Source organism: Streptomyces sp. NEAU-YJ-81 (genome assembly GCF_017592595.1).
Lineage (GTDB): Bacteria > Actinomycetota > Actinomycetes > Streptomycetales > Streptomycetaceae > Streptomyces > Streptomyces hygroscopicus_B.
Genome location: NZ_JAGFNO010000005.1, coordinates 510644 through 527442, shown reverse-complemented (window position 1 = coordinate 527442; position 16799 = coordinate 510644). Strand labels below are relative to the sequence as shown.

The window sequence follows — 16799 nt, the reverse complement described above, 5'->3', positions numbered from 1 at the left end:
CGTGGAGTCACCGAACAGAAGGAGAAAGGGCCATGAACGATGAGGCGATCCAGATGTGCTCCGTCAGCAGACGCTACGTCAACGGCGACGGCGCGGTGACGGCGCTCGACCAGGTCTCGCTTTCGTTCCCCCGGGGAACGTTCACCGCCGTCATGGGCCCGTCCGGCTCGGGCAAGTCGACCCTGATGCAGTGTGCCGCGGGGCTGGACCGCCCCACATCGGGATCGGTCACCCTGTGCGGGACCGAGCTGACGACGCTGAGCGAGACCAAGCTGACCCTGCTGCGCCGCCGGCGCATCGGGTTCGTGTTCCAGGCGTTCAACCTGCTGCCGTCCCTGACCGCCGAGCAGAACGTGACCCTGCCCCTGCGCCTCGCCGGCCACCGCCCCTCCACGGCCCGGGTACGTGAGGTGCTCCAGCAGGTCGGGCTCGGCGAACGGGCGCGGCACCGGCCGGCGGAGCTGTCCGGCGGCCAGCAGCAGCGCGTCGCCCTGGCCCGCGCTCTGATCACCCGGCCCGATGTGCTCTTCGGCGACGAACCAACCGGTGCCCTCGACTCGCGGACCGGCCGTGAGGTGCTGACCTTGCTGCGCGGCATGGTCGACAGCGAGGGCCAGACGATCATCATGGTCACGCATGACCCGGTGGCCGCCTCCTACGCCGACCGTGTGCTCTTCCTCGTCGACGGACGGGTGAGCGGCGAGTTGGCCGGGGCCGGCGCCGACACCATCGCCGCGCGCATGGCCACGTTGGAGGCCGTGCCGTGCTGAGCGTCGCCCTGGGCACCTTGCGCACTCGCTGGATCACCTGTGTCGGCAGCTTCGTCGCCCTCTCGCTCGGCGTCGCGCTGACCGCGGTGATGGGCCTGGCGCTCGCCTCGTCACTGGACGCACCCGACCGTGCACCCGAGCGGTTCGCCGCCGCACCGGTCGTGGTCAAAGGAGCCGACACCCTGCGGGTGCCCACCTCGGTCGGCGTCCGGGTCCAGAAGCTGGCACACCCGCGCGCCGTGCCCGCCGAGACCGTCGCGAAGCTGAGAAGGCTCGGCGCCGTCGTCGCGGACCGGTCCTTCACCGTACACGCGCGGGGCGGGCCAAAGGACCTGGTGGGGCATCCCTGGTCGACCGCCGCCTTCACCCCGTACCGGATCGATGCCGGACGCCCGCCCCGCGCGGCCGACGAGGTCGTGGTCAGCGGAGCCTGGGCGAAACCGGGCGAGCGCGTACGGACCGATCGCGGCACCGTACATGTCGTCGGAACCGTCGCGAGGCGCGACTTCGAGAACGCCGTCTTCTACACCGACGCACGCGCAGCCCAACTGTCGCCGGTCTCCCCACAGTTCGTCGTGGACGCCGACCCGGCAGCCGTACGCGAGGCCGTGCGCGGCAACGACGGCGTCCGGGTCCTCACCGGGGAGGGACGCCGCTACGCCGAACCCGCCCCGGACCGGGACAGGGAGGCCCTCACCGCGATGAACGCCATGTTCGGCACGGCCGGCGGTGTCAGCGCCTTCGTGTCGGTGTTCGTGGTGGCCTCCACCTTCGCGTTCGCGGTCGCCCAGCGGCGCCGGGAGCTCGGGCTGCTGCGCACGGCGGGAGCGACGCCGGGCCAGATCCGCCGGATGGTCTTCGCCGAAGCCCTCGTGGTCGGCGTGCTCGCCTCGGCCACCGGCTGTCTGATCGGCGCGTACGGTGCGCCGCGGCTGGCCGATTGGGTGGTCGACGGTGGTCTCGCGCCGAGCTGGTTCACCATCGGCGACCACACCTGGCCGTACCACATGGCCTTCTGGACGGGGCTGCTCATCGCGCTGTGCGGCGCGGCAGCCGCGTCCTGGCGAGCCGGCCGCACCGGCCCCGCACAGACACTGCGCGAGGCGTCCGTGGACAACGGGACGATGACCCGGGGGCGCCGGCTGTCCGGCCTGGCCCTGCTGGTGACCGCCACCGTGACCCTGTGCTTGGCCCTGGTCACGGACCCGGGTGAGCTGCTGCATCGGAAGACCTACGTGAGCCGGCCGATGCTGCTGATCACGGCGGTCGCGCTGCTCGCGCCGGTGGCGGTACGACCACTGACCCGGCTGATCGCCTGGCTCCCGGCCCGGCTGCCCGGTGCCGGCGGCATGCTGGTGCGGGAGAACGCCGCCGCCGGTGTACGCCGCACGGCCGCCGTCGCGGCACCCGTACTGGTCACGGTCGCCCTCGCCGGTTCACTTCTGGGCGCCACCGCGACACTGAACCGGGCCAGGGCCACCGAGACCCGTCAGCAGATGGCCGCCGCATTCGTCATCACCCCCGCCGACGGGGCGGGCTTCGATACGGCAACGGTGCGAAAGCTGCGCGAGGTGCCCGGCGTCGAGGTGTCCGCGACCTCTTCGAGCGCCGTCCATGTCCTGGAGGACGGTACGTCGCTCGTCACGTCCGACGCCCGTGCCGCAGACCCCGGCCCGCTCGCCGCCACGACCCGGCTGCCCATCAACGCCGGAAAGACAAGCGATCTCGATGACGACTCGATCATCGTCAACGAGGAGTGGCAGCGGCACACCGTGGGCGAGCATGTGCGGGTGTGGCTCGGCAACGGCACGAAGAGGTCGCTGCGGATCGCGGCGGTGATGGCCATCGGCACCGGCAACAACGGGGTCTACGTCACCCCGCGCAACGCCCCGGGCGCTACCGTCGACCGGATCGACGTCGCCCTCACCCGCGGTGCCGACGCGCACGCCGCGGCCACCGGGCTGCGCGCCGCGGTGCACACCACCGGCGGACACGTCCTCACCAAAGACCAATGGCTGAAGGCGAGTTACCCCGAGACCACGAACCGGACGACCCGGCTCGGCTTGCTCCTGGTCCTTGGCATCGCCCTCCTCTACACGGGCATCTCCCTGGCCAACACCATGGTCATGGCGACGTCCGACCGCATCCGCGACCTGGCCGTGCTGCGCCTGGCCGGAGCCACCACGTGGCAGGTGCTGCGGCTGGTGGGAGCCGAGGCGCTGATGGTGGTCACGGTCGGCGCGGTCCTGGGCCTCCTGGTCGCCGGGCTCAACCTGGTGGGCATGTGGAGTGCTCTGGCGCTGCTGTCGGTGTGGGCCACGATCGACATCCCCTGGACGGCCATCGGCACTGTCGTCGGCGCCTGCGCGGTACTCAGCGTGATCTCGTCGGTCGTCCCCGCCGCGTTCGCCCTGCGTCGCCGGGCAGTGGAACTGGCGGGCCTACGGGAGTGACCCCCGTCGCCTCCGGCACGCTCACGTGCCGGAGGCAGCAGTGTCAGCGGTTCATGGCCGCCCAGAACTCCTCGAAGGACATCTGGCGATCGCCGTTGGTGTCGAGCGAGTCGATCAGCGCCTGGGCCGCCGCCGCGGTGATCTCCTGGCCCTCCAGCTCCGCGACGACCTGCCGGAATTCATCCGCGGTGACCAGACCGTCGCCGTCGAGGTCGTAGCGCTCGAACACCGTGCGCGCCGCTGTCTCCATGATGTCTGTCATGTGCTCCGCCTATGTGCGATCTTCGCTGACCGGCCCAGACTATCCCGGCCATCCGCGGGCCCCTCCATCACGCCGAGGCGGCATCCGGACAGGGCTGTTCAGCCCAGGAAGCTCAGCCGGACCTGGCGGTCCGGGTTGTCGACGTTCGTATCGACCAGGCACACCGACTGCCAGGTGCCCAGCGCCAGCCCGCCGCCGATGACCGGGAGGGTGGCGTGTGGGGGTACGAGGGCGGGGAGGACGTGGTCACGGCCGTGGCCGGGGCTGCCGTGGCGGTGGCGCCAGCGGTCGTCGGCGGGGAGCAGATCGCGCAGTGCGAGGAGCAGATCGGTGTCGCTGCCGGCGCCCGTCTCCAGGATCGCGATCCCGGCCGTGGCATGCGGGACGAAGATGTTGAGCAGGCCGTCGCCGCCGCCCGCCACCTCCCGTAGATACGCCTGGCAGTCGGCGGTGAGGTCGGCGACGGTCTCGGTGGAGCCGGTGGTGACGTTGATGGTGTGGGTACGGAATGTGCTCATGGAGCCATCCTGGTACGCCGCCGCGTAAAACTCCCGCAACAAAGGTCCGAGGGGCAAGACACCGTTGACCGGTTCCGGACACCGTCGCTAACTTCAAGGGCATGTCTACGTCAGCCCTGCTCACCACGCGCGGTCATATCGACCTGCTGCGGGTGGCGTCCGCCGCGTGTCCCGGCCTCCGCTGACCTTTCTTCTCCCTCCCCACTCCTCCCGCTCGCCGCTGTCTCGTTCCGCCGTACCACGCTGACCGTCGTGGCCTACGGGCATCGAGGCGTACCCCTTTTGTGGAGCCCCCATGTCCCCGGTTCTCGAACCGGTCGTGCCGCTCTCCGCGCGCCGCCGCCCCGTGCCGCGCTGGCTGCGCCGCACGACCGGACCCCTTCTGCTGCTGGTGCTCTGGCAAGTGTCCAGCGCCACCGGTGTGTTGCCCTCCGACATCCTGGCCTCGCCCGGCACCATCGCCGGTACCGCCTCCGACCTGCTCAAGGACGGCACCCTCCCGCACGCCATGCTGGTGTCGGTGCAACGGGTGCTGATCGGACTGGTGATCGGCGGGGTGATCGGCGTCGCGCTCGCGCTGATCTCCGGGCTCTCCCGGCTCGGCGAGGACCTCGTCGACGCGAGCGTGCAGATGCTGCGCAGCATCCCCTGGGTCGGCATGATCCCGCTGTTCATCATCTGGATGGGCATCGGCGAGGCCCCGAAGATCGCGCTCATCGCACTGGGCGTCACCTTCCATCTCTATCTGAACGTCTACGCGGGCATCCGGGGCGTGGACGCCCAGCTCATCGAGGCCGGGACCGCCCTGGGGCTCGGCCGCTGGGGGCTGATCCGCCATGTGGTGCTGCCCGGGGCGCTCCCCGGCGCGATGACCGGGCTGCGCTACTCGCTCGCCACCGCCTGGCTGGCGCTGGTCTTCGGCGAGACCATCAACGCCGATGACGGGATCGGCTTTCTGCTCAACCGCGCGCGGGAGTTCTTCCAGACCGATGTGATCGTCGTCTGCCTGATCGTCTACGCCGCCCTCGGCCTGCTCGCCGATTTCATCGTCCGCACTCTGGAGAGGCTGCTGCTGCAATGGCGACCGAACTTCACCGGCAAGTGAACTCCCTGGAGAAGGAGTTGGAGAAGGGGAAGGCTGGGGGCGAGAGCGGCGATGCGGCGGTGCGGGTTCGCTCGCTGACTCGCTCGTTCGACGGCCGCCCGGTCATCGACAACCTCCAACTCGACGTCGAGGCAGGCGAGTTCGTGGTGCTGCTCGGTCGCAGCGGCTGCGGCAAGTCCACGCTGCTGCGGGTGCTCGCCGGGCTCGACCGGGAGATCGAGGGCGAGGTGCTGGTGCCGCGCCGCAAGGCCGTCGCCTTCCAGGCGCCACGGCTGATGCCCTGGAAGCGGGTCTGGCGCAATGTGCTGCTCGGGCTGCCCGGCCGCCCGGGGCGGGCCGTGGCCGAGCAGGCACTGAAGGAGGTCGGCCTCGGCCACCGCGTCGACGCCTGGCCCAAGACCCTCTCCGGCGGTGAGGCCCAGCGCGCCTCGCTCGCCCGTGCGCTGGTGCGCGAGCCCGATCTGCTGCTGCTGGACGAGCCGTTCGGCGCGCTGGACGCGCTCACCCGGATCACGGCCCAGCAGCTGGTCGCCGAGTTGTGGCAGCGGCGCGGCTGCGCGGTGCTGCTGGTCACGCATGACGTGGAGGAGGCCCTGCTGCTCGCCGATCGCGTCCTGGTGATGGACGGGGGCGTCATCGCGCATCAGATCCGGGTGGACCGGGACCGGCCGCGCGACATCGCCGATCCGCTCCTCGCCGAGCTGCGCACCGAGCTTCTGGACCGGCTGGGTGTGAAGGCGCCCGAGCCGGCCGTCCACAAGGTCGCCTGAGGGTTGCTTGGTTTCCCCCGTACCGCCCCCACGTCTGCAACCGATCGCGCCCTCTCGCGATCTCCCCGCACTTCTCGTACTACCCGCACTTCCCGACCATCCCGAACGGACCCTGCTGACATGAGACGGCGCATCCTCCCCGCCCTGTCCCTCCCCCTCGCCCTGCTGCTGTCCGCATGCGTCAGCTCGACGCCGCACAACGGCTCCGGCTCCTCCGGCAGCACCGACGGCAAGGGCGATGTGACCCTCAACGTCGGGGACCAGAAGGGCAACGACGAGGCGGTGCTGCGCGCCGCCGGGCAGCTCGACAACCTTCCCTACAAGATCAAGTGGTCGACGTTCACCTCCGGCCCGCCGATCCTGGAGGCCGTGGGGGCCAAGGCCGTGGACATCGGCGGGGTGGGCAACACCCCGCCCGTCTTCGCCGCGGCCGCCAAGTCCGACATCAAGGTCGTGGCCGCCAAGCGCGGTACGGCCGACGGCGAGGCGATCGTGGTCAAGAAGGGGTCGCCGCTGAAGAAGACCACCGACCTCAAGGGCAAGTCGGTAGCGGTCGCTCAGGGCAGTTCGGCCCACTACCAACTGGTCGCCTCGCTCGCCAAGGCCGGGCTCTCGATCAAGGACGTGCAGGTCAAGTTCCTGCAGCCCGCCGACGCCCTGGCCGCCTTCACCCGCGGCAAGGTGGACGCCTGGGCCGTCTGGGACCCGTACACCTCCCAGGCGCTGCGCCAGTCGGACGGGCGGGTCCTCACCACGGGCAAGGGCGTGGTCAACGGCCTCAACTTCCAGGTCGCCAACCCCTCCTCCCTCGGGGACAAGAAGAAGGCGAAGGTCATCAAGGACTATCTCGGGCGGCTGCGGCGGGCCCAGGACTGGGTCTACAAGCACCCCGAGGCGTGGGCCAAGGTGTGGGGCAAGGAGACCGGGCTGCCGTACCAGGTGGCGCTGGACTCCGTGAAGCGGACCAACGGCACCCGGGTGTACGTCGCGGTCGACAAGCCCGCAGTCGCCTCCGAGCAGGAGATCGCGGATACCTTCGCGAAGCTGAAGCTCACCCCGCGCCGCTTCCAGTTCGCCGATTACGTGGACACCCGCTTCAACGGCGATCTGCCGCCGTCCACCTCCGCACCGCGCACCTATGGAAAGGGATCCTGAGGACACCCCTTTTCGGAAGCGTCGCATCGGGTAAGCGCGTCTGCATCGTCAAAACCGCGCGAAACGCACCCGATGAAATGAGGTGAGCGTCATGCACACCGCCACGGCCCAGCGGACGGCTACCCCGCCGTCCGCGCTGCGGGCAACCCTGGAGTGCCGCCCCGAAGCAGCCTCGCACGCACGGCATCTCACCGGCACCTTCCTGGAAAGCCTGCATCCGGCGCCCGATCAGGGCGCCGCCGAGGCGGTGGTGCTGGTCGTCTCGGAGCTTGTCACCAATGCCGTACGGCACTCGGGCGGCCAGTTCTGTTCGCTGCGCCTGTCGGCGCACCCTGATGCCATCGCCATCGCCGTCGGTGATGCCAGTCACGTACCGCCCCAGCGGCGCACTCCGGATGTCCGCGGGGAGGGCGGCGGATTCGGCTGGGCGATGATCTGCGACATGGCCACCGCCACCGCCGTCAGCGAGGAGCCGGGCGGCAAGACCGTGAACGCGATCGTCGCCCGGCGAGGGCGGGCGAGGGGGCATGCCGCTGCCCCGACACCGAGGTGACCTGCTCCGCCACCCACCTGACGACGCTCCGTCCGGGCCGCCGGGCCCGAGCCGGGGAGCTGCGCGAGCCCCCGCGTTACGGCGCCGCCCCCTCCCCCGTCGCCGCCCGCTCCCCCGTCGCCGTCCGCGCACGGTCGACGGCCACGGCGATCCCGTCGAGGACGCGTTCGAGGCCGAAGACGAAGTCGTGGTCGGTCGCCGGGTCGTCGTACGCGCCATCGGGCGCCGCTTCGAACAGGCCCGAGGAGAAAAGCAGCGCCACCTGCGGAAAGCGGTCCGGGGTGATGAGCCGCGCCAGGGTCCTGCCGTAGGCCCGTTCGGTCTCCTCCTGACTCAGGCCCGTCTCGCTCCTGCCCTGCGCGTGTTCCTGGGCGAGCAGGGAGGCGTGGCGCACATAGCCGCTGAGCAGGGTCAGACTGCCGACCTTGGCGGCCCAGTCGAGTTCCGTGCCGCTCAGCGCGCTCAGGCCCGCTTCCATCCACGCGATCTCATGGGGTCCCATCGGCGGCCCCGCGATGGGGAGCCGGGGAAGCCAGGGCCGGTCGTGGTTGACCAGCCGCTGGGCGACGGTCCACTGCCGTAGCCCCGCACGCCATCGGTCGGGAGCGGTCTCGACGTCGGGCGGAGCGCCGAGCGCCAGGTCCCGCATGAGGACGAGGAGCTCGTCCTTGGATCCGACGTGGCGGTAGAGGGACATCGGGGAGACGCCCAGCTCCTTCGCGATCTTCGGCAGCGTCGCGCCCGGCAGCCCGTCGCGGTCCGCCAGTTCCACTCCCGTACGCACCACGCGCTCGGTGTCGAGCGCGGCGGGCCGGCCGAGGCCCGAGACCGATACCGGGAGTCTCCACAGGCGGGCCAGCTCGGCGGGCGCCTCCTCCTGGTCGGCCGACATGGCGCTTCTCCTTCTCGTACCTCGGTTGCTCACCAGGTACATCATGGCGCACGGCTACTTAGTTTTCCGCATATAGATTATGGCTTATACTAAGCCGGGGCCGAGGGCTCGTTCATGTCCCGTTGCCCCTTGGGCCCTCATGTCAGGACGGAGAGAGTTCCAGGTGACAGCCATAACGCAGTCCCATGCCCCGGGCCCCGCACGGGGCCCTGTGCGCCGGACCGAACGGGCCCTGGCGCCCGACCTGGCCCGGGGCACCATGCTGTTGTTCATCGCGCTCGCGAACGCCGCGGTGTTCGCCTTCGGCAACCAGCCGGGCGCCGAGGCGTCCCCCCACGGCTGGGAGCGCGGGTTCAACCTCGCCATGTTCGTCTTCGTGCACGCTCGCGCCTATCCGATGTTCGCCGTGATGTTCGGCTACGGGCTGGTGCAGCTCACCCGCAGGCAGGACGCTCAGGGCACCGGGCCCGGCGCGGCGCGCTCGGTGCTGCTGAGGCGCAACGCGTGGCTCGTCGCCTTCGGTCTCGCGCACGCCGCGCTGCTCAACTTCGGTGATTTCCTCGGGGCCTACGGCATCGTCGGCATCCTCTTCACCCTGTTGCTGCTGCGCCGCGGTGAGCGGGTGCAGCGCGTCGTGCTGTGGCTATGGGGCTGGATGGTGGTCTACGTCGCCGTTGTGGCGGCCATCGCCGTGTACCACGCCACGAACAGCACATCAGGGTCCGCCGCCGTGCCGACGGACGGTGTCGATTCGCTCTCGGCCCCCGACTACGCCGCGTCCGTGGCCGACCGGCTCGGCGAGTGGCCGATCCACACGCTGACCGTCGTGCCGTTCATCGTGATCGTCTGGCTGGGCGCGTGGGCCGCGCGCCGGGGCGTACTGGAGGACCCGGCCCGGCACCGGCGCCTGCTGATCCGCACCGCCGTGATCGCCCTCGGCATCGCCTTCGCGGGCGGGGCGCCGATCGGCCTCGTCAGCGCGGGATTCGTGCATGTCGACGGCGCCACCGCGGACGCGTTCCTGTTGCTGTACGAAGTGAGCGGCCAGTTCGGCGGCCCCGGATACGTGGCGCTGTTCGGGCTCCTCGCCCTGCGGCTGTCGAAGGCCCGCTCGGACGCGCGGCCGAAGCTCCCCGTGGCGGCGCTTGCGGCCCTGGGCCAGCGGTCGCTGAGCGGCTATCTGTTCCAGTCGCTCGCATGGGTGCTGCTGCTCTCCCCCTTCGCCCTCGCGCTCGGAGAGCGCACCGGCAGCCCGACGCTCACCGCTTGCCTGAGCGCCGCCCTGGTCTGGCTCGCCACGGTGGCCGGGGCCTATCTCCTGCAGCGCCGTTCGCTTCCGGGGCCCGCCGAGAAGCTGCTGCGGAGGCTTACGTACGGACGCCGGTAGCCGCTCGGTGGCGCCTGGTAGCACCCCGCACCGCTACTCGATCGTGCGCACCGCGGCCTGCGTCAGGGTGGTCGCGGTGCGCACGGCGCTGGCCACGGCGGCCTGCGGATCGAGCCCGCACAGATCCATGAGGGTGAAGAGCGCCTCGGCGCTCACGGCCACCGCGAGATCCCGTTTGAGCTGGGCGAACGCTTCCGGATCCGTCGCCCCGAGGGTGCCGTCGAGTGGCCGGAGCGCATGGTCGATGAGCCCGAAACGGATTCCGGGCCGCGCGGTCGCGGTGGCGGGCTTGGTGATGGTGGCCGCGATCATCGCCCGTACCGCCCCCTCGCGGGCGAGCACGCCGCGGAGCAGGAACTCGCAGGCGAAGGCGGTGCGCTCGACGGGGTCGGCGGAGTCCGCGACCGGCGCGAGCGCCTCGGCGGGCGGCGGCCAGACGCCCGCCAACGCCTCGCTGATCAGCGAGTGGAGGTCGGGGAAGTACCGGTAGGCGGTGGCCTCCGACACCAGTGCCGCGCGGGCCACGAGTGGCATGGTCACCTCGGCGCCCGTGCCGATGAGTTCGCGGGCCGCCGCCACGATCGCCGTGCGGGTGCGCTGTTTTTGGTTGATGCGGCCGGTGCCCGCCTGCGCAGTCATCGCAGAACCCCTCCTCCTGTTCGCTCCAGCCTCCATCGTAGCAACACACCCTCATTGTGAGAGTGGACTTGCATAACGAGGCTCGCTCTCTCTACTCTCATGAGAGTCAGCTCTCACGATGGAGGCGGCGATGAACAGGGTTTCCCGGAGGCGACCGTCGCGGCCTTGAGCCACTACGCCACGGTCCCCGCGACCGACTTCGCCTGACGGCCGGGCCCGGCCAACTCCCCTAGAAGACAACCCACTTGAGGAGCACCCAACATGACCCGCACCACCCACACCCTCACACTCGACCAGGGCACCCTCGATGTCACGGTCGACCTCCACGGCCGGCAGGGGCATCCCTTCCTGCTCCTGCACGGAGGCGGCGGCCCGCAGACCGTCGCCCCGTTCGCCGGCCTCCTCGCCGAGCAGCGGTCGGCCAGGGTGTTCTCCCCCGTCCACCCCGGCTTCGACGGCACCGCCCGCCCCGACTGGCTGACCGACGTCAAAACCCTGGCCCAGGTCTACGCGCAACTGCTCGACGCACTCGATCTGCGGGACGTGGCCGTCGTCGGCAACTCCATCGGCGGCTGGATCGCCGCCGAACTGGCGGCGCTGGGCAGCGACCGGATCAGCAGCGTCACCCTCGTCAACGCGGTCGGGATCCACGTCCCCGGCCACCCGATCGCCGACACCTTCGGCCTGACGCCCGTCGAGCTGTCCCGCCTCTCCTTCCACGACCCCTCGAAGTTCCGCTTCGACCCCAGCGCGCTCTCCGAGGCGCAGCGCGCGGTCATGGCCGCCAACCGCGCCACGCTCCAGGTGTACTCGGGCCCACACGCCATGGCCGATCCCACCCTGGCCGAGCGCCTGACCAAGGTCGCCCACCCGACCCTCGTGGCATGGGGCGCGAGCGACCAGGTCGTGGACGCCGACTACGGACGTGCGTACGCCCAGGCCGTCCCGGACGCGGAGTTCCGGCTGCTGTCCGGCACCGGCCATATGCCCCAGTCCGAGACACCCGACCAACTGCTGCCGGTGGTCTGGGACTTCGCCGACGCCCATGCCACGACCCGGCCGCGCCCCTGACCCGCCCGTCACCGCCCCTGCGCATACACCGTGCGCACGGCGAAGGCCGGCCGCCTCGGTGGCGACCGGCCCGGCGTTCAATGGCGTACGTTCAGCCGCCGACGTTCACATCGATGCAGGCGTAGAAGGCGTTGGAGGTGTCCGCGATGTTCCAGACCGCGAGAACCTTCTGCTTGCCCTTCAGACCGCCGAAGTCGACCTGGTGGGTGACGGTCTCGCCCGGCTGCGCCCCGCCGTCGTTGACCTCCGCGATCTTCTGACCGCCGACGAAGTACTGCCAGGTGTTGGTCGCGTGACGCGCGGTCAGTTTCCAGGTGAAGCTCGCCCTGGACGGGACGGGCGTGACGGCCCAGCCCTTGTTGTCGTCGTCGAGTTCGGCGAACCGCGAATTGCCACCGCTGCAGCTCGTCAGCCCCTTGGGACCTTCGACGCTCTGCGGCTCGTACTTGATGTCGCCACAGGCCACGGTCCCGGCGGCGCACTGTGCCTGACGGCTCGGCGGGTTCGAGATGTAGCCGTGCGCGCTTGCCTCGCCCGCCGGGAGGCTCAGCGCGATCAGGGGCGCTATACCCGCGCCGACGAAAACGGACACCCTGCGTTTCATGTTCATGCCAACTCCTTAGCGGTGAGGGCGCCACGCCGGACGGGAAGCCCTTACCGAAGGTCAGGATGTGGGGGGGATGTGGGGGGTGGCTGCACGGAACGCTTCATGGGCCGCGAAGGCGGTCGCGAATCTACGCCCGCACTAGGTCTAGACCATACCGTCTGTCAGTTCACGGTCAAGACATCAGACGGATGTGGTCTGGTCCACTGTCATCCCCGCCGATGTCATACCCCTCACCAGCCGGGCCGGGGCCGGGGCGCCCGGCGGTCAGGACACGACGACAGCCGGACGCGAGAGCGGTCAGAACATGAAGAGGCTCAGGACGAGAGGGAGTTCAGGACGAGAGGGCGGTCAGCCGTCGCCGGTCGTGGGGGGACGAACGGCGGTCCAGCCGCTCTTCCAGACGGCCCCGGGCCGCATCGCAACGCCCTGCGGACACCAGCGCGAACAGCAGCGTCTCCTCGACGATCTCGCGCTGCGCCGCGCTGCCACCGACGCCGGGGAGCCGTGGCAGCAGCCGCTCCAAACCGCGTGCCGCCTCGGTCCAGCGCTCCTCGAGGATGTCCTCGAACGCCGCGCACAACGGGGCGATGACACTCCGCTGCACCTCATCCGCGCGCAGGGCGTGGACCCGCAGCCGCCGCAGCCCCGGCAGGTCGCCCGCGGCGGTGAGGGCGATGGCGGCGTGCAGGGCGACGAACGCGGTGGCCGGACGCTCCAGGACGTCCACGGGAGCCGTGTCCAGAACGTCGCTAATCGGGAACGGCCCCTGCCACGCGCCCGCCAGCCGGGCTCGCCACAGCAGCGAACCGGAGTCGACCAGCGCGCGAACCCCGTCCACCTTCCCGGGGGACAGCTGCTCCGCCCACCGGCGGCGCACCGCCGCCGTGTCCTCGAGGGCGAGTTCATGCAGGGCGGCGTGCCAGGAGAAGTGGGCGCGGTGGGTACCGCCCCGGCCCTGGTGGGCCAGCCATCGTCCGAGTCGCTCACGGCCCGCCTCGTGGTCGCCGCGCTCATAGTGCACATGGGCCAGGGCGTGCATCGCGTGTCCGGAGGCGGGCTCGGCGGCCAGCGCCTGCTCGGCCAGGGCTCCGGCCTCGTCGTAACGCCCCTCCTCCTGGCGCATGAAGGCGAGCAGGGACGTGTGGAACCAGCTTCCCCCGTGCGCCGGGGCGGTCCGCTCGACCACGCGCAGTGCGGTAGTGCCGTCGAGATCGCGCAGACCGGAGAACGCGATGGTGGGCACCGCGACGGCGAGCGCCAGCGCATCGCCCGGGTACTCCTCCAGGTGGCGCAGGAGGGCGGTGTCACCGTCCGCGGGCGTGTGCAGGACACGGCGGGAGACGACGTCCACGAAGGAGCGCTCGTAGTCGTCGGCCCGCTCGCGCACCGCGCGCCGGGCATCGGCCAGGGCCCGGGAAACGTCCACGTCGGCCCCGCACTCATGGCCGATGAGCGCGAGCGCGGCATGGGCGAGGGCGAATCCGGGGTCGAGCGCCACGGAGCGGCGGAGCGCCTGCGGGGCCCCGGCCCGGACCTTCAGCAGCCGGTCCACCCCGAGGCGGTAGGCGGTGGCGGCGGCCGCGTGCGTGCTGAGGGTGAAGCCCGATGCGTCCGTGGGTCGGCGTGTCCGGCGCCGCACAGGGCCGCCACCGGCGGGGAGGGCGGGCGCCGTCCACGGGTCGAGGACCGCCTCGGCGATGGTGGCGGCCTGGGCGCGGATCTCCGGGATGGCGGTCGTTTCCCACAACTCGCCACGGCGGGGAGCGCCGAGGGTCCACAGCGGGCGGGTGCTGCTGCCGTCGGCGCCGTGCAACCGTCCGTCGTCGGTGGCCACGCCCATGCTCAGCGGGCCGGGCAGCGCGGCGCCCTGGCCGAGCAGGCTCCGCCACAGCGGGTCGGCCGTGTCCGACAGCCGCAGGCCCGGCCCCGTACAGTCCACCACCCAGCCCACCGGCAGTGTTCGCGGGCCGTCGCCGGTGGTGAGGGAGACCGTCAGGGAGCCGTCGGGCCGCGCCGAGGCGGCAGCGAGCCGCCCCTGGTACGTCCGCATCCGCCGGGTGCGGCGCATGCGCCCCACCGCCTCCGCGGTGGCCGGGGGCATACGGTGGCGGTGGGTGTTCCACAGGGAGCCGTACTGTGCCACGAACTCGGCTCGCTCCTCGGTGGACATCGATGCCCAGATCTCGGCCGTGACCGGGCGCAGCCCGTCCACCGCGGGCCGCCAGTCGCCGTGGGTTTGCATGACGCGGCCGATGTGCTGACGTACCGCGGCGCGCAGCGCGGGCAGGGGCAGGCCATGCAGTGGTGTCGTACACGCGGCGGCGGGCAGCGGGTCCACCGCATGCGCCTGCGGCAGCCTTCCGCCACGGGAGACGGCGTGCACCGTGCGGCCGGGGCGGTCGAGCGTCATGGCGATGTCCACCGAGGTCAGCCCGGTGCCGACGAGGAGGACATCCTCCTTGTCGCCCTGTCCGAGGGCGGCGTCCAGGGCGCCCGGCGCCCAAGGGTCGGCGATGAAGCGGTCGTTGCCGCGCAGTGCCTCCGGCGCCCATTCGGCGTTCGCACGGGACGGCCCGGTCGCCAGCACCACACGGTGCGCGTCGACGGTCCGGCCATCGGCGAGCTCCAGCCGGGCCGTCGGGTCCCCGCCGGGGAGGGTGGTCCAGCGGCAGCCGGTGGCCCGGGTGCGCAGCCTGCGGACGGTGACGACACCCTGCGCCGCCATGATCGCTCGCCCGAGGGTGTCGGCGAGGTAGGCGCCGTAGCGGTAGCGCTCCACGAAGTCGCCGCCGCGCACGCCCGGTTCACCGTGGTGGCACAGCCACCGCACGAAGTGTCCCGGGTCGTCGGGGTAACAGCTCATCTTGCCCGCCGGCACATTGAGGCGGTGGCGCGAGTCAAGGGTGGAATAGGCGATGCCGCGCCCCGCCTCCGGGGCCGGGTCGATCAGCAGGAGTTCGAACGGGGTACGGCGGCGTGCCGCGGTCTCGCAGAGCTGGATCGCCACCAGCGCACCGGCGGCGCCCGCCCCCACGATGGCGACAGTCCTCGTACACGGCCCTGACGTCGTACACGGCTCTGGCGATGCCATGTGATACCTCCTGCTTCCCGGGAACCGGCGGCCGAGCAGAACCGGTGCCCCGCTCACGCAACCGGTACGGTAGCCAGCTAAGTGCACCAATTCAATGAACTTGGTGAACTGATGGCAGAACGGCGGTGAGTACTTGGCCGGAGGCCGGTGCCCAAGCTGACGGTATGGTGCCTCGGCTCATGAAACGGACGTGCGTGATAACTTGCCCAGGTGCGGATCACAGCCAAGTCGGACTATGCCGTCCGGGCGATGGCCGAACTGGCGGCCGCGGAGGGCTCACCCCTGACCGCCGAGCAGGTGGCGACCCGGCAGGACATTCCACTGCGTTTCCTCTTCGGCATCCTGCGGGAGCTGCGCCTGGCCCATCTGGTGCGCAGTGTCCGGGGTCCGGAAGGGGGATATCTGCTGGCGCGCCCGGCGAAGGAGATCACCCTCGCCGACGCGATCCGCGCCATGGACGGCCCGCTGGCCAACGTACGGGATGTGGGCCTCAGCGGTCTGGAGTACCCGGGAGCGGCGGCGGTGCTCCCGGATGTGTGGCGCGCGGTGCGGGCGAGTCTGCGCCAGGTGCTGGAGAAGACCACCTTCGCGGATCTGGCCGCCGGTGAACTGCCCCCGCTGGTCCAGGCGCGGGCACGCGAATACCTCGACGACGTCCGCCACTACGACACATGACGGCCCGGGGCCGACGGCCTCGACGACTCGGGACGCGGCCGGCCCGGCGGAACCCATCGACGCACCACTGCCCCCCGTTCGCGGGCCCGGACTCAGCGTTCGTGGCCGGGGGGAGAAATCGCTCGCCGGGCGGGCCGCGCGCTGCTAGCTTGCGGCCGTGGATCTCTTCTCACGCTCGTGGACGGCGTTGCGCACGGCGGTCGCCGAGCTCCCGGACGAGGACTTCGCCCGGCCGTCCGGCTGTGCCGGCTGGCTCGTACGGGACCTGGTGTGCCACCTGATCATCGACGCCCAGGACGTCCTGATCACCCTCGTGACGCCCGCCGAGACGGAACCGACGCGCAACGCGGTGACCTACTGGGATGTCGCCGAAACGCCACCGACCGGCGACGACCCGCTCGACGCGCTGACCGTCCGGATGGCCGCCGCGTACGAGAAGCCGTGGCTGCTGAAGTTCCACCTCGACGACGTCGGCTCCGCCGCCGGACGCGCGGCCGAGCTCGCCGACCCGGGCCTGTGGGTCAGCACCCGCGACGAGGTGTTCACCGCGGCCGACTACCTCTCCGTGTACGTGCTGGAGTGGACCCTGCACCACCTCGACCTGATCGCACACCTCCCGGGCGCGGCGGAACCGCCCGCCGAGAGCCTCTCCGGGGCACGCGAGATGCTGGAGCGGATCGCCGGGGCGGCGTTCCCGGCGTCGTGGTCCGACACGGGCGCACTGCTGGTCGGCACCGGCCGGCGAGCCCCGACCGACGCGGAGCAGGCCGAACTGGGCGAGCCGTCCGCGAAATTCCCGCTCTTCCTCGGATAGTCCGCCGGCCTCCGTCGTGGCCCCCTCCCGCCTGGCG

The 16799-nt window shown here is 71.3% G+C and carries 17 protein-coding genes; 11 read left to right on the top strand and 6 right to left on the bottom strand.

What is annotated here, in order from left to right:
- The first annotated feature begins 32 nt into the window (after positions 1 to 32).
- Together J5X86_RS15965 and J5X86_RS15960 are read left to right on the top strand one after the other, a co-directional pair.
- Positions 33 to 770, top strand: a complete 738-nt coding sequence (locus tag J5X86_RS15965; protein WP_208517460.1) for an ABC transporter ATP-binding protein — start codon at positions 33 to 35, stop codon at positions 768 to 770.
- Positions 764 to 3223: an FtsX-like permease family protein gene (locus tag J5X86_RS15960; RefSeq protein ID WP_208517459.1), complete on the top strand. Its 2460-nt coding sequence runs from the start codon at positions 764 to 766 to the stop codon at positions 3221 to 3223. Before J5X86_RS15965 ends, J5X86_RS15960 begins: the two co-directional genes overlap by 7 nt.
- Before the next feature lie 43 nt (positions 3224 to 3266).
- On the opposite strand, the gene J5X86_RS15955 is transcribed toward J5X86_RS15960, so the two are convergent.
- Together J5X86_RS15955 and J5X86_RS15950 are read right to left on the bottom strand one after the other, a co-directional pair.
- Positions 3267 to 3485 (bottom strand): EF-hand domain-containing protein, encoded by a 219-nt coding sequence (locus J5X86_RS15955; protein WP_208517458.1) that lies wholly within the window; start codon positions 3483 to 3485, stop codon positions 3267 to 3269.
- A gap of 98 nt (positions 3486 to 3583) precedes the next feature.
- Positions 3584 to 4003 carry a YjbQ family protein gene (locus J5X86_RS15950; RefSeq protein WP_208517457.1) on the bottom strand — a complete coding sequence of 140 codons (420 nt, stop codon included), beginning with the start codon at positions 4001 to 4003 and terminating at the stop codon, positions 3584 to 3586.
- Between the two features lie 101 nt (positions 4004 to 4104).
- Here J5X86_RS15950 and J5X86_RS52865 point away from each other — a divergent pair, with 101 nt between their 5' ends.
- The 5 genes from J5X86_RS52865 to J5X86_RS15930 all read left to right on the top strand — a co-directional run bounded on the left by J5X86_RS52865 (position 4105) and on the right by J5X86_RS15930 (position 7586).
- Positions 4105 to 4188 (top strand): putative leader peptide, encoded by an 84-nt coding sequence (locus J5X86_RS52865; protein WP_350203233.1) that lies wholly within the window; start codon positions 4105 to 4107, stop codon positions 4186 to 4188.
- 110 nt (positions 4189 to 4298) lie between these two features.
- A complete protein-coding gene (locus tag J5X86_RS15945) occupies positions 4299 to 5108 on the top strand; it encodes an ABC transporter permease (RefSeq protein ID WP_208517456.1) in 810 nt (269 codons plus the stop codon).
- Positions 5081 to 5878 (top strand): ABC transporter ATP-binding protein, encoded by a 798-nt coding sequence (locus tag J5X86_RS15940; protein ID WP_208517455.1) that lies wholly within the window; start codon positions 5081 to 5083, stop codon positions 5876 to 5878. The genes J5X86_RS15945 and J5X86_RS15940 overlap by 28 nt, the downstream gene beginning before the upstream one ends.
- A 120-nt stretch (positions 5879 to 5998) precedes the next feature.
- On the top strand, positions 5999 to 7033 hold the full coding sequence (locus tag J5X86_RS15935) for an ABC transporter substrate-binding protein (protein ID WP_208517454.1): 1035 nt from the start codon (positions 5999 to 6001) through the stop codon (positions 7031 to 7033).
- A gap of 91 nt (positions 7034 to 7124) precedes the next feature.
- Positions 7125 to 7586 carry an ATP-binding protein gene (locus tag J5X86_RS15930; protein WP_208517453.1) on the top strand — a complete coding sequence of 154 codons (462 nt, stop codon included), beginning with the start codon at positions 7125 to 7127 and terminating at the stop codon, positions 7584 to 7586.
- A 76-nt stretch (positions 7587 to 7662) separates the two neighbouring features.
- Here the strand turns inward: J5X86_RS15930 and J5X86_RS15925 are convergent, their stop codons facing one another.
- On the bottom strand, positions 7663 to 8478 hold the full coding sequence (locus J5X86_RS15925) for a TetR/AcrR family transcriptional regulator (protein ID WP_208517452.1): 816 nt from the start codon (positions 8476 to 8478) through the stop codon (positions 7663 to 7665).
- A gap of 163 nt (positions 8479 to 8641) precedes the next feature.
- Between J5X86_RS15925 and J5X86_RS15920 the strand changes: the two genes are divergently transcribed.
- The gene (locus tag J5X86_RS15920; protein ID WP_208517451.1) at positions 8642 to 9865 is read left to right on the top strand and encodes a DUF418 domain-containing protein; all 1224 of its coding nucleotides are present in this window, start codon (positions 8642 to 8644) and stop codon (positions 9863 to 9865) included.
- 33 nt (positions 9866 to 9898) lie between these two features.
- On the opposite strand, the gene J5X86_RS15915 is transcribed toward J5X86_RS15920, so the two are convergent.
- Positions 9899 to 10504 carry a TetR/AcrR family transcriptional regulator gene (locus J5X86_RS15915; protein WP_208517450.1) on the bottom strand — a complete coding sequence of 202 codons (606 nt, stop codon included), beginning with the start codon at positions 10502 to 10504 and terminating at the stop codon, positions 9899 to 9901.
- Between the two features lie 261 nt (positions 10505 to 10765).
- Here J5X86_RS15915 and J5X86_RS15910 point away from each other — a divergent pair, with 261 nt between their 5' ends.
- Entirely contained in the window at positions 10766 to 11575 is an 810-nt protein-coding gene (locus J5X86_RS15910) for an alpha/beta fold hydrolase (protein ID WP_208517449.1), read from the top strand.
- Positions 11576 to 11666: 91 nt separating this feature from the next.
- On the opposite strand, the gene J5X86_RS15905 is transcribed toward J5X86_RS15910, so the two are convergent.
- Both J5X86_RS15905 and J5X86_RS15900 read right to left on the bottom strand, forming a co-directional pair.
- Positions 11667 to 12185, bottom strand: a complete 519-nt coding sequence (locus J5X86_RS15905; protein ID WP_208517448.1) for a lytic polysaccharide monooxygenase auxiliary activity family 9 protein — start codon at positions 12183 to 12185, stop codon at positions 11667 to 11669.
- A 328-nt stretch (positions 12186 to 12513) separates the two neighbouring features.
- The gene (locus tag J5X86_RS15900) at positions 12514 to 15273 is read right to left on the bottom strand and encodes an FAD/NAD(P)-binding protein (protein ID WP_208517447.1); all 2760 of its coding nucleotides are present in this window, start codon (positions 15271 to 15273) and stop codon (positions 12514 to 12516) included.
- Positions 15274 to 15483: 210 nt separating this feature from the next.
- On the opposite strand from J5X86_RS15900, the gene J5X86_RS15895 reads away from it, so the two are divergent.
- A complete protein-coding gene (locus J5X86_RS15895) occupies positions 15484 to 15948 on the top strand; it encodes an Rrf2 family transcriptional regulator (RefSeq protein WP_014058908.1) in 465 nt (154 codons plus the stop codon).
- Between the two features lie 157 nt (positions 15949 to 16105).
- Positions 16106 to 16762, top strand: a complete 657-nt coding sequence (locus J5X86_RS15890; RefSeq protein ID WP_208517446.1) for a maleylpyruvate isomerase N-terminal domain-containing protein — start codon at positions 16106 to 16108, stop codon at positions 16760 to 16762.
- Positions 16763 to 16799: the final 37 nt, after the last annotated feature.

Excerpts from the sequence above, each read along its gene's own strand:
- J5X86_RS15905 (WP_208517448.1), bottom strand. The coding sequence starts at position 12,185 with ATGAACATGAAACGCAGGGTGTCCGTTTTCGTCGGCGCGGGTATAGCG.
- J5X86_RS15925 (WP_208517452.1), bottom strand. The coding sequence starts at position 8,478 with ATGTCGGCCGACCAGGAGGAGGCGCCCGCCGAGCTGGCCCGCCTGTGG.
- J5X86_RS15965 (WP_208517460.1), top strand. The coding sequence starts at position 33 with ATGAACGATGAGGCGATCCAGATGTGCTCCGTCAGCAGACGCTACGTC.
- J5X86_RS15910 (WP_208517449.1), top strand. The coding sequence starts at position 10,766 with ATGACCCGCACCACCCACACCCTCACACTCGACCAGGGCACCCTCGAT.
- J5X86_RS15930 (WP_208517453.1), top strand. The coding sequence starts at position 7,125 with ATGCACACCGCCACGGCCCAGCGGACGGCTACCCCGCCGTCCGCGCTG.
- J5X86_RS15955 (WP_208517458.1), bottom strand. The coding sequence starts at position 3,485 with ATGACAGACATCATGGAGACAGCGGCGCGCACGGTGTTCGAGCGCTAC.
- J5X86_RS15945 (WP_208517456.1), top strand. The coding sequence starts at position 4,299 with ATGTCCCCGGTTCTCGAACCGGTCGTGCCGCTCTCCGCGCGCCGCCGC.
- J5X86_RS15900 (WP_208517447.1), bottom strand. The coding sequence starts at position 15,273 with ATGGCATCGCCAGAGCCGTGTACGACGTCAGGGCCGTGTACGAGGACT.
- J5X86_RS15935 (WP_208517454.1), top strand. The coding sequence starts at position 5,999 with ATGAGACGGCGCATCCTCCCCGCCCTGTCCCTCCCCCTCGCCCTGCTG.
- J5X86_RS15940 (WP_208517455.1), top strand. The coding sequence starts at position 5,081 with ATGGCGACCGAACTTCACCGGCAAGTGAACTCCCTGGAGAAGGAGTTG.
- J5X86_RS52865 (WP_350203233.1), top strand. The coding sequence starts at position 4,105 with ATGTCTACGTCAGCCCTGCTCACCACGCGCGGTCATATCGACCTGCTG.
- J5X86_RS15915 (WP_208517450.1), bottom strand. The coding sequence starts at position 10,504 with ATGACTGCGCAGGCGGGCACCGGCCGCATCAACCAAAAACAGCGCACC.
- J5X86_RS15950 (WP_208517457.1), bottom strand. The coding sequence starts at position 4,003 with ATGAGCACATTCCGTACCCACACCATCAACGTCACCACCGGCTCCACC.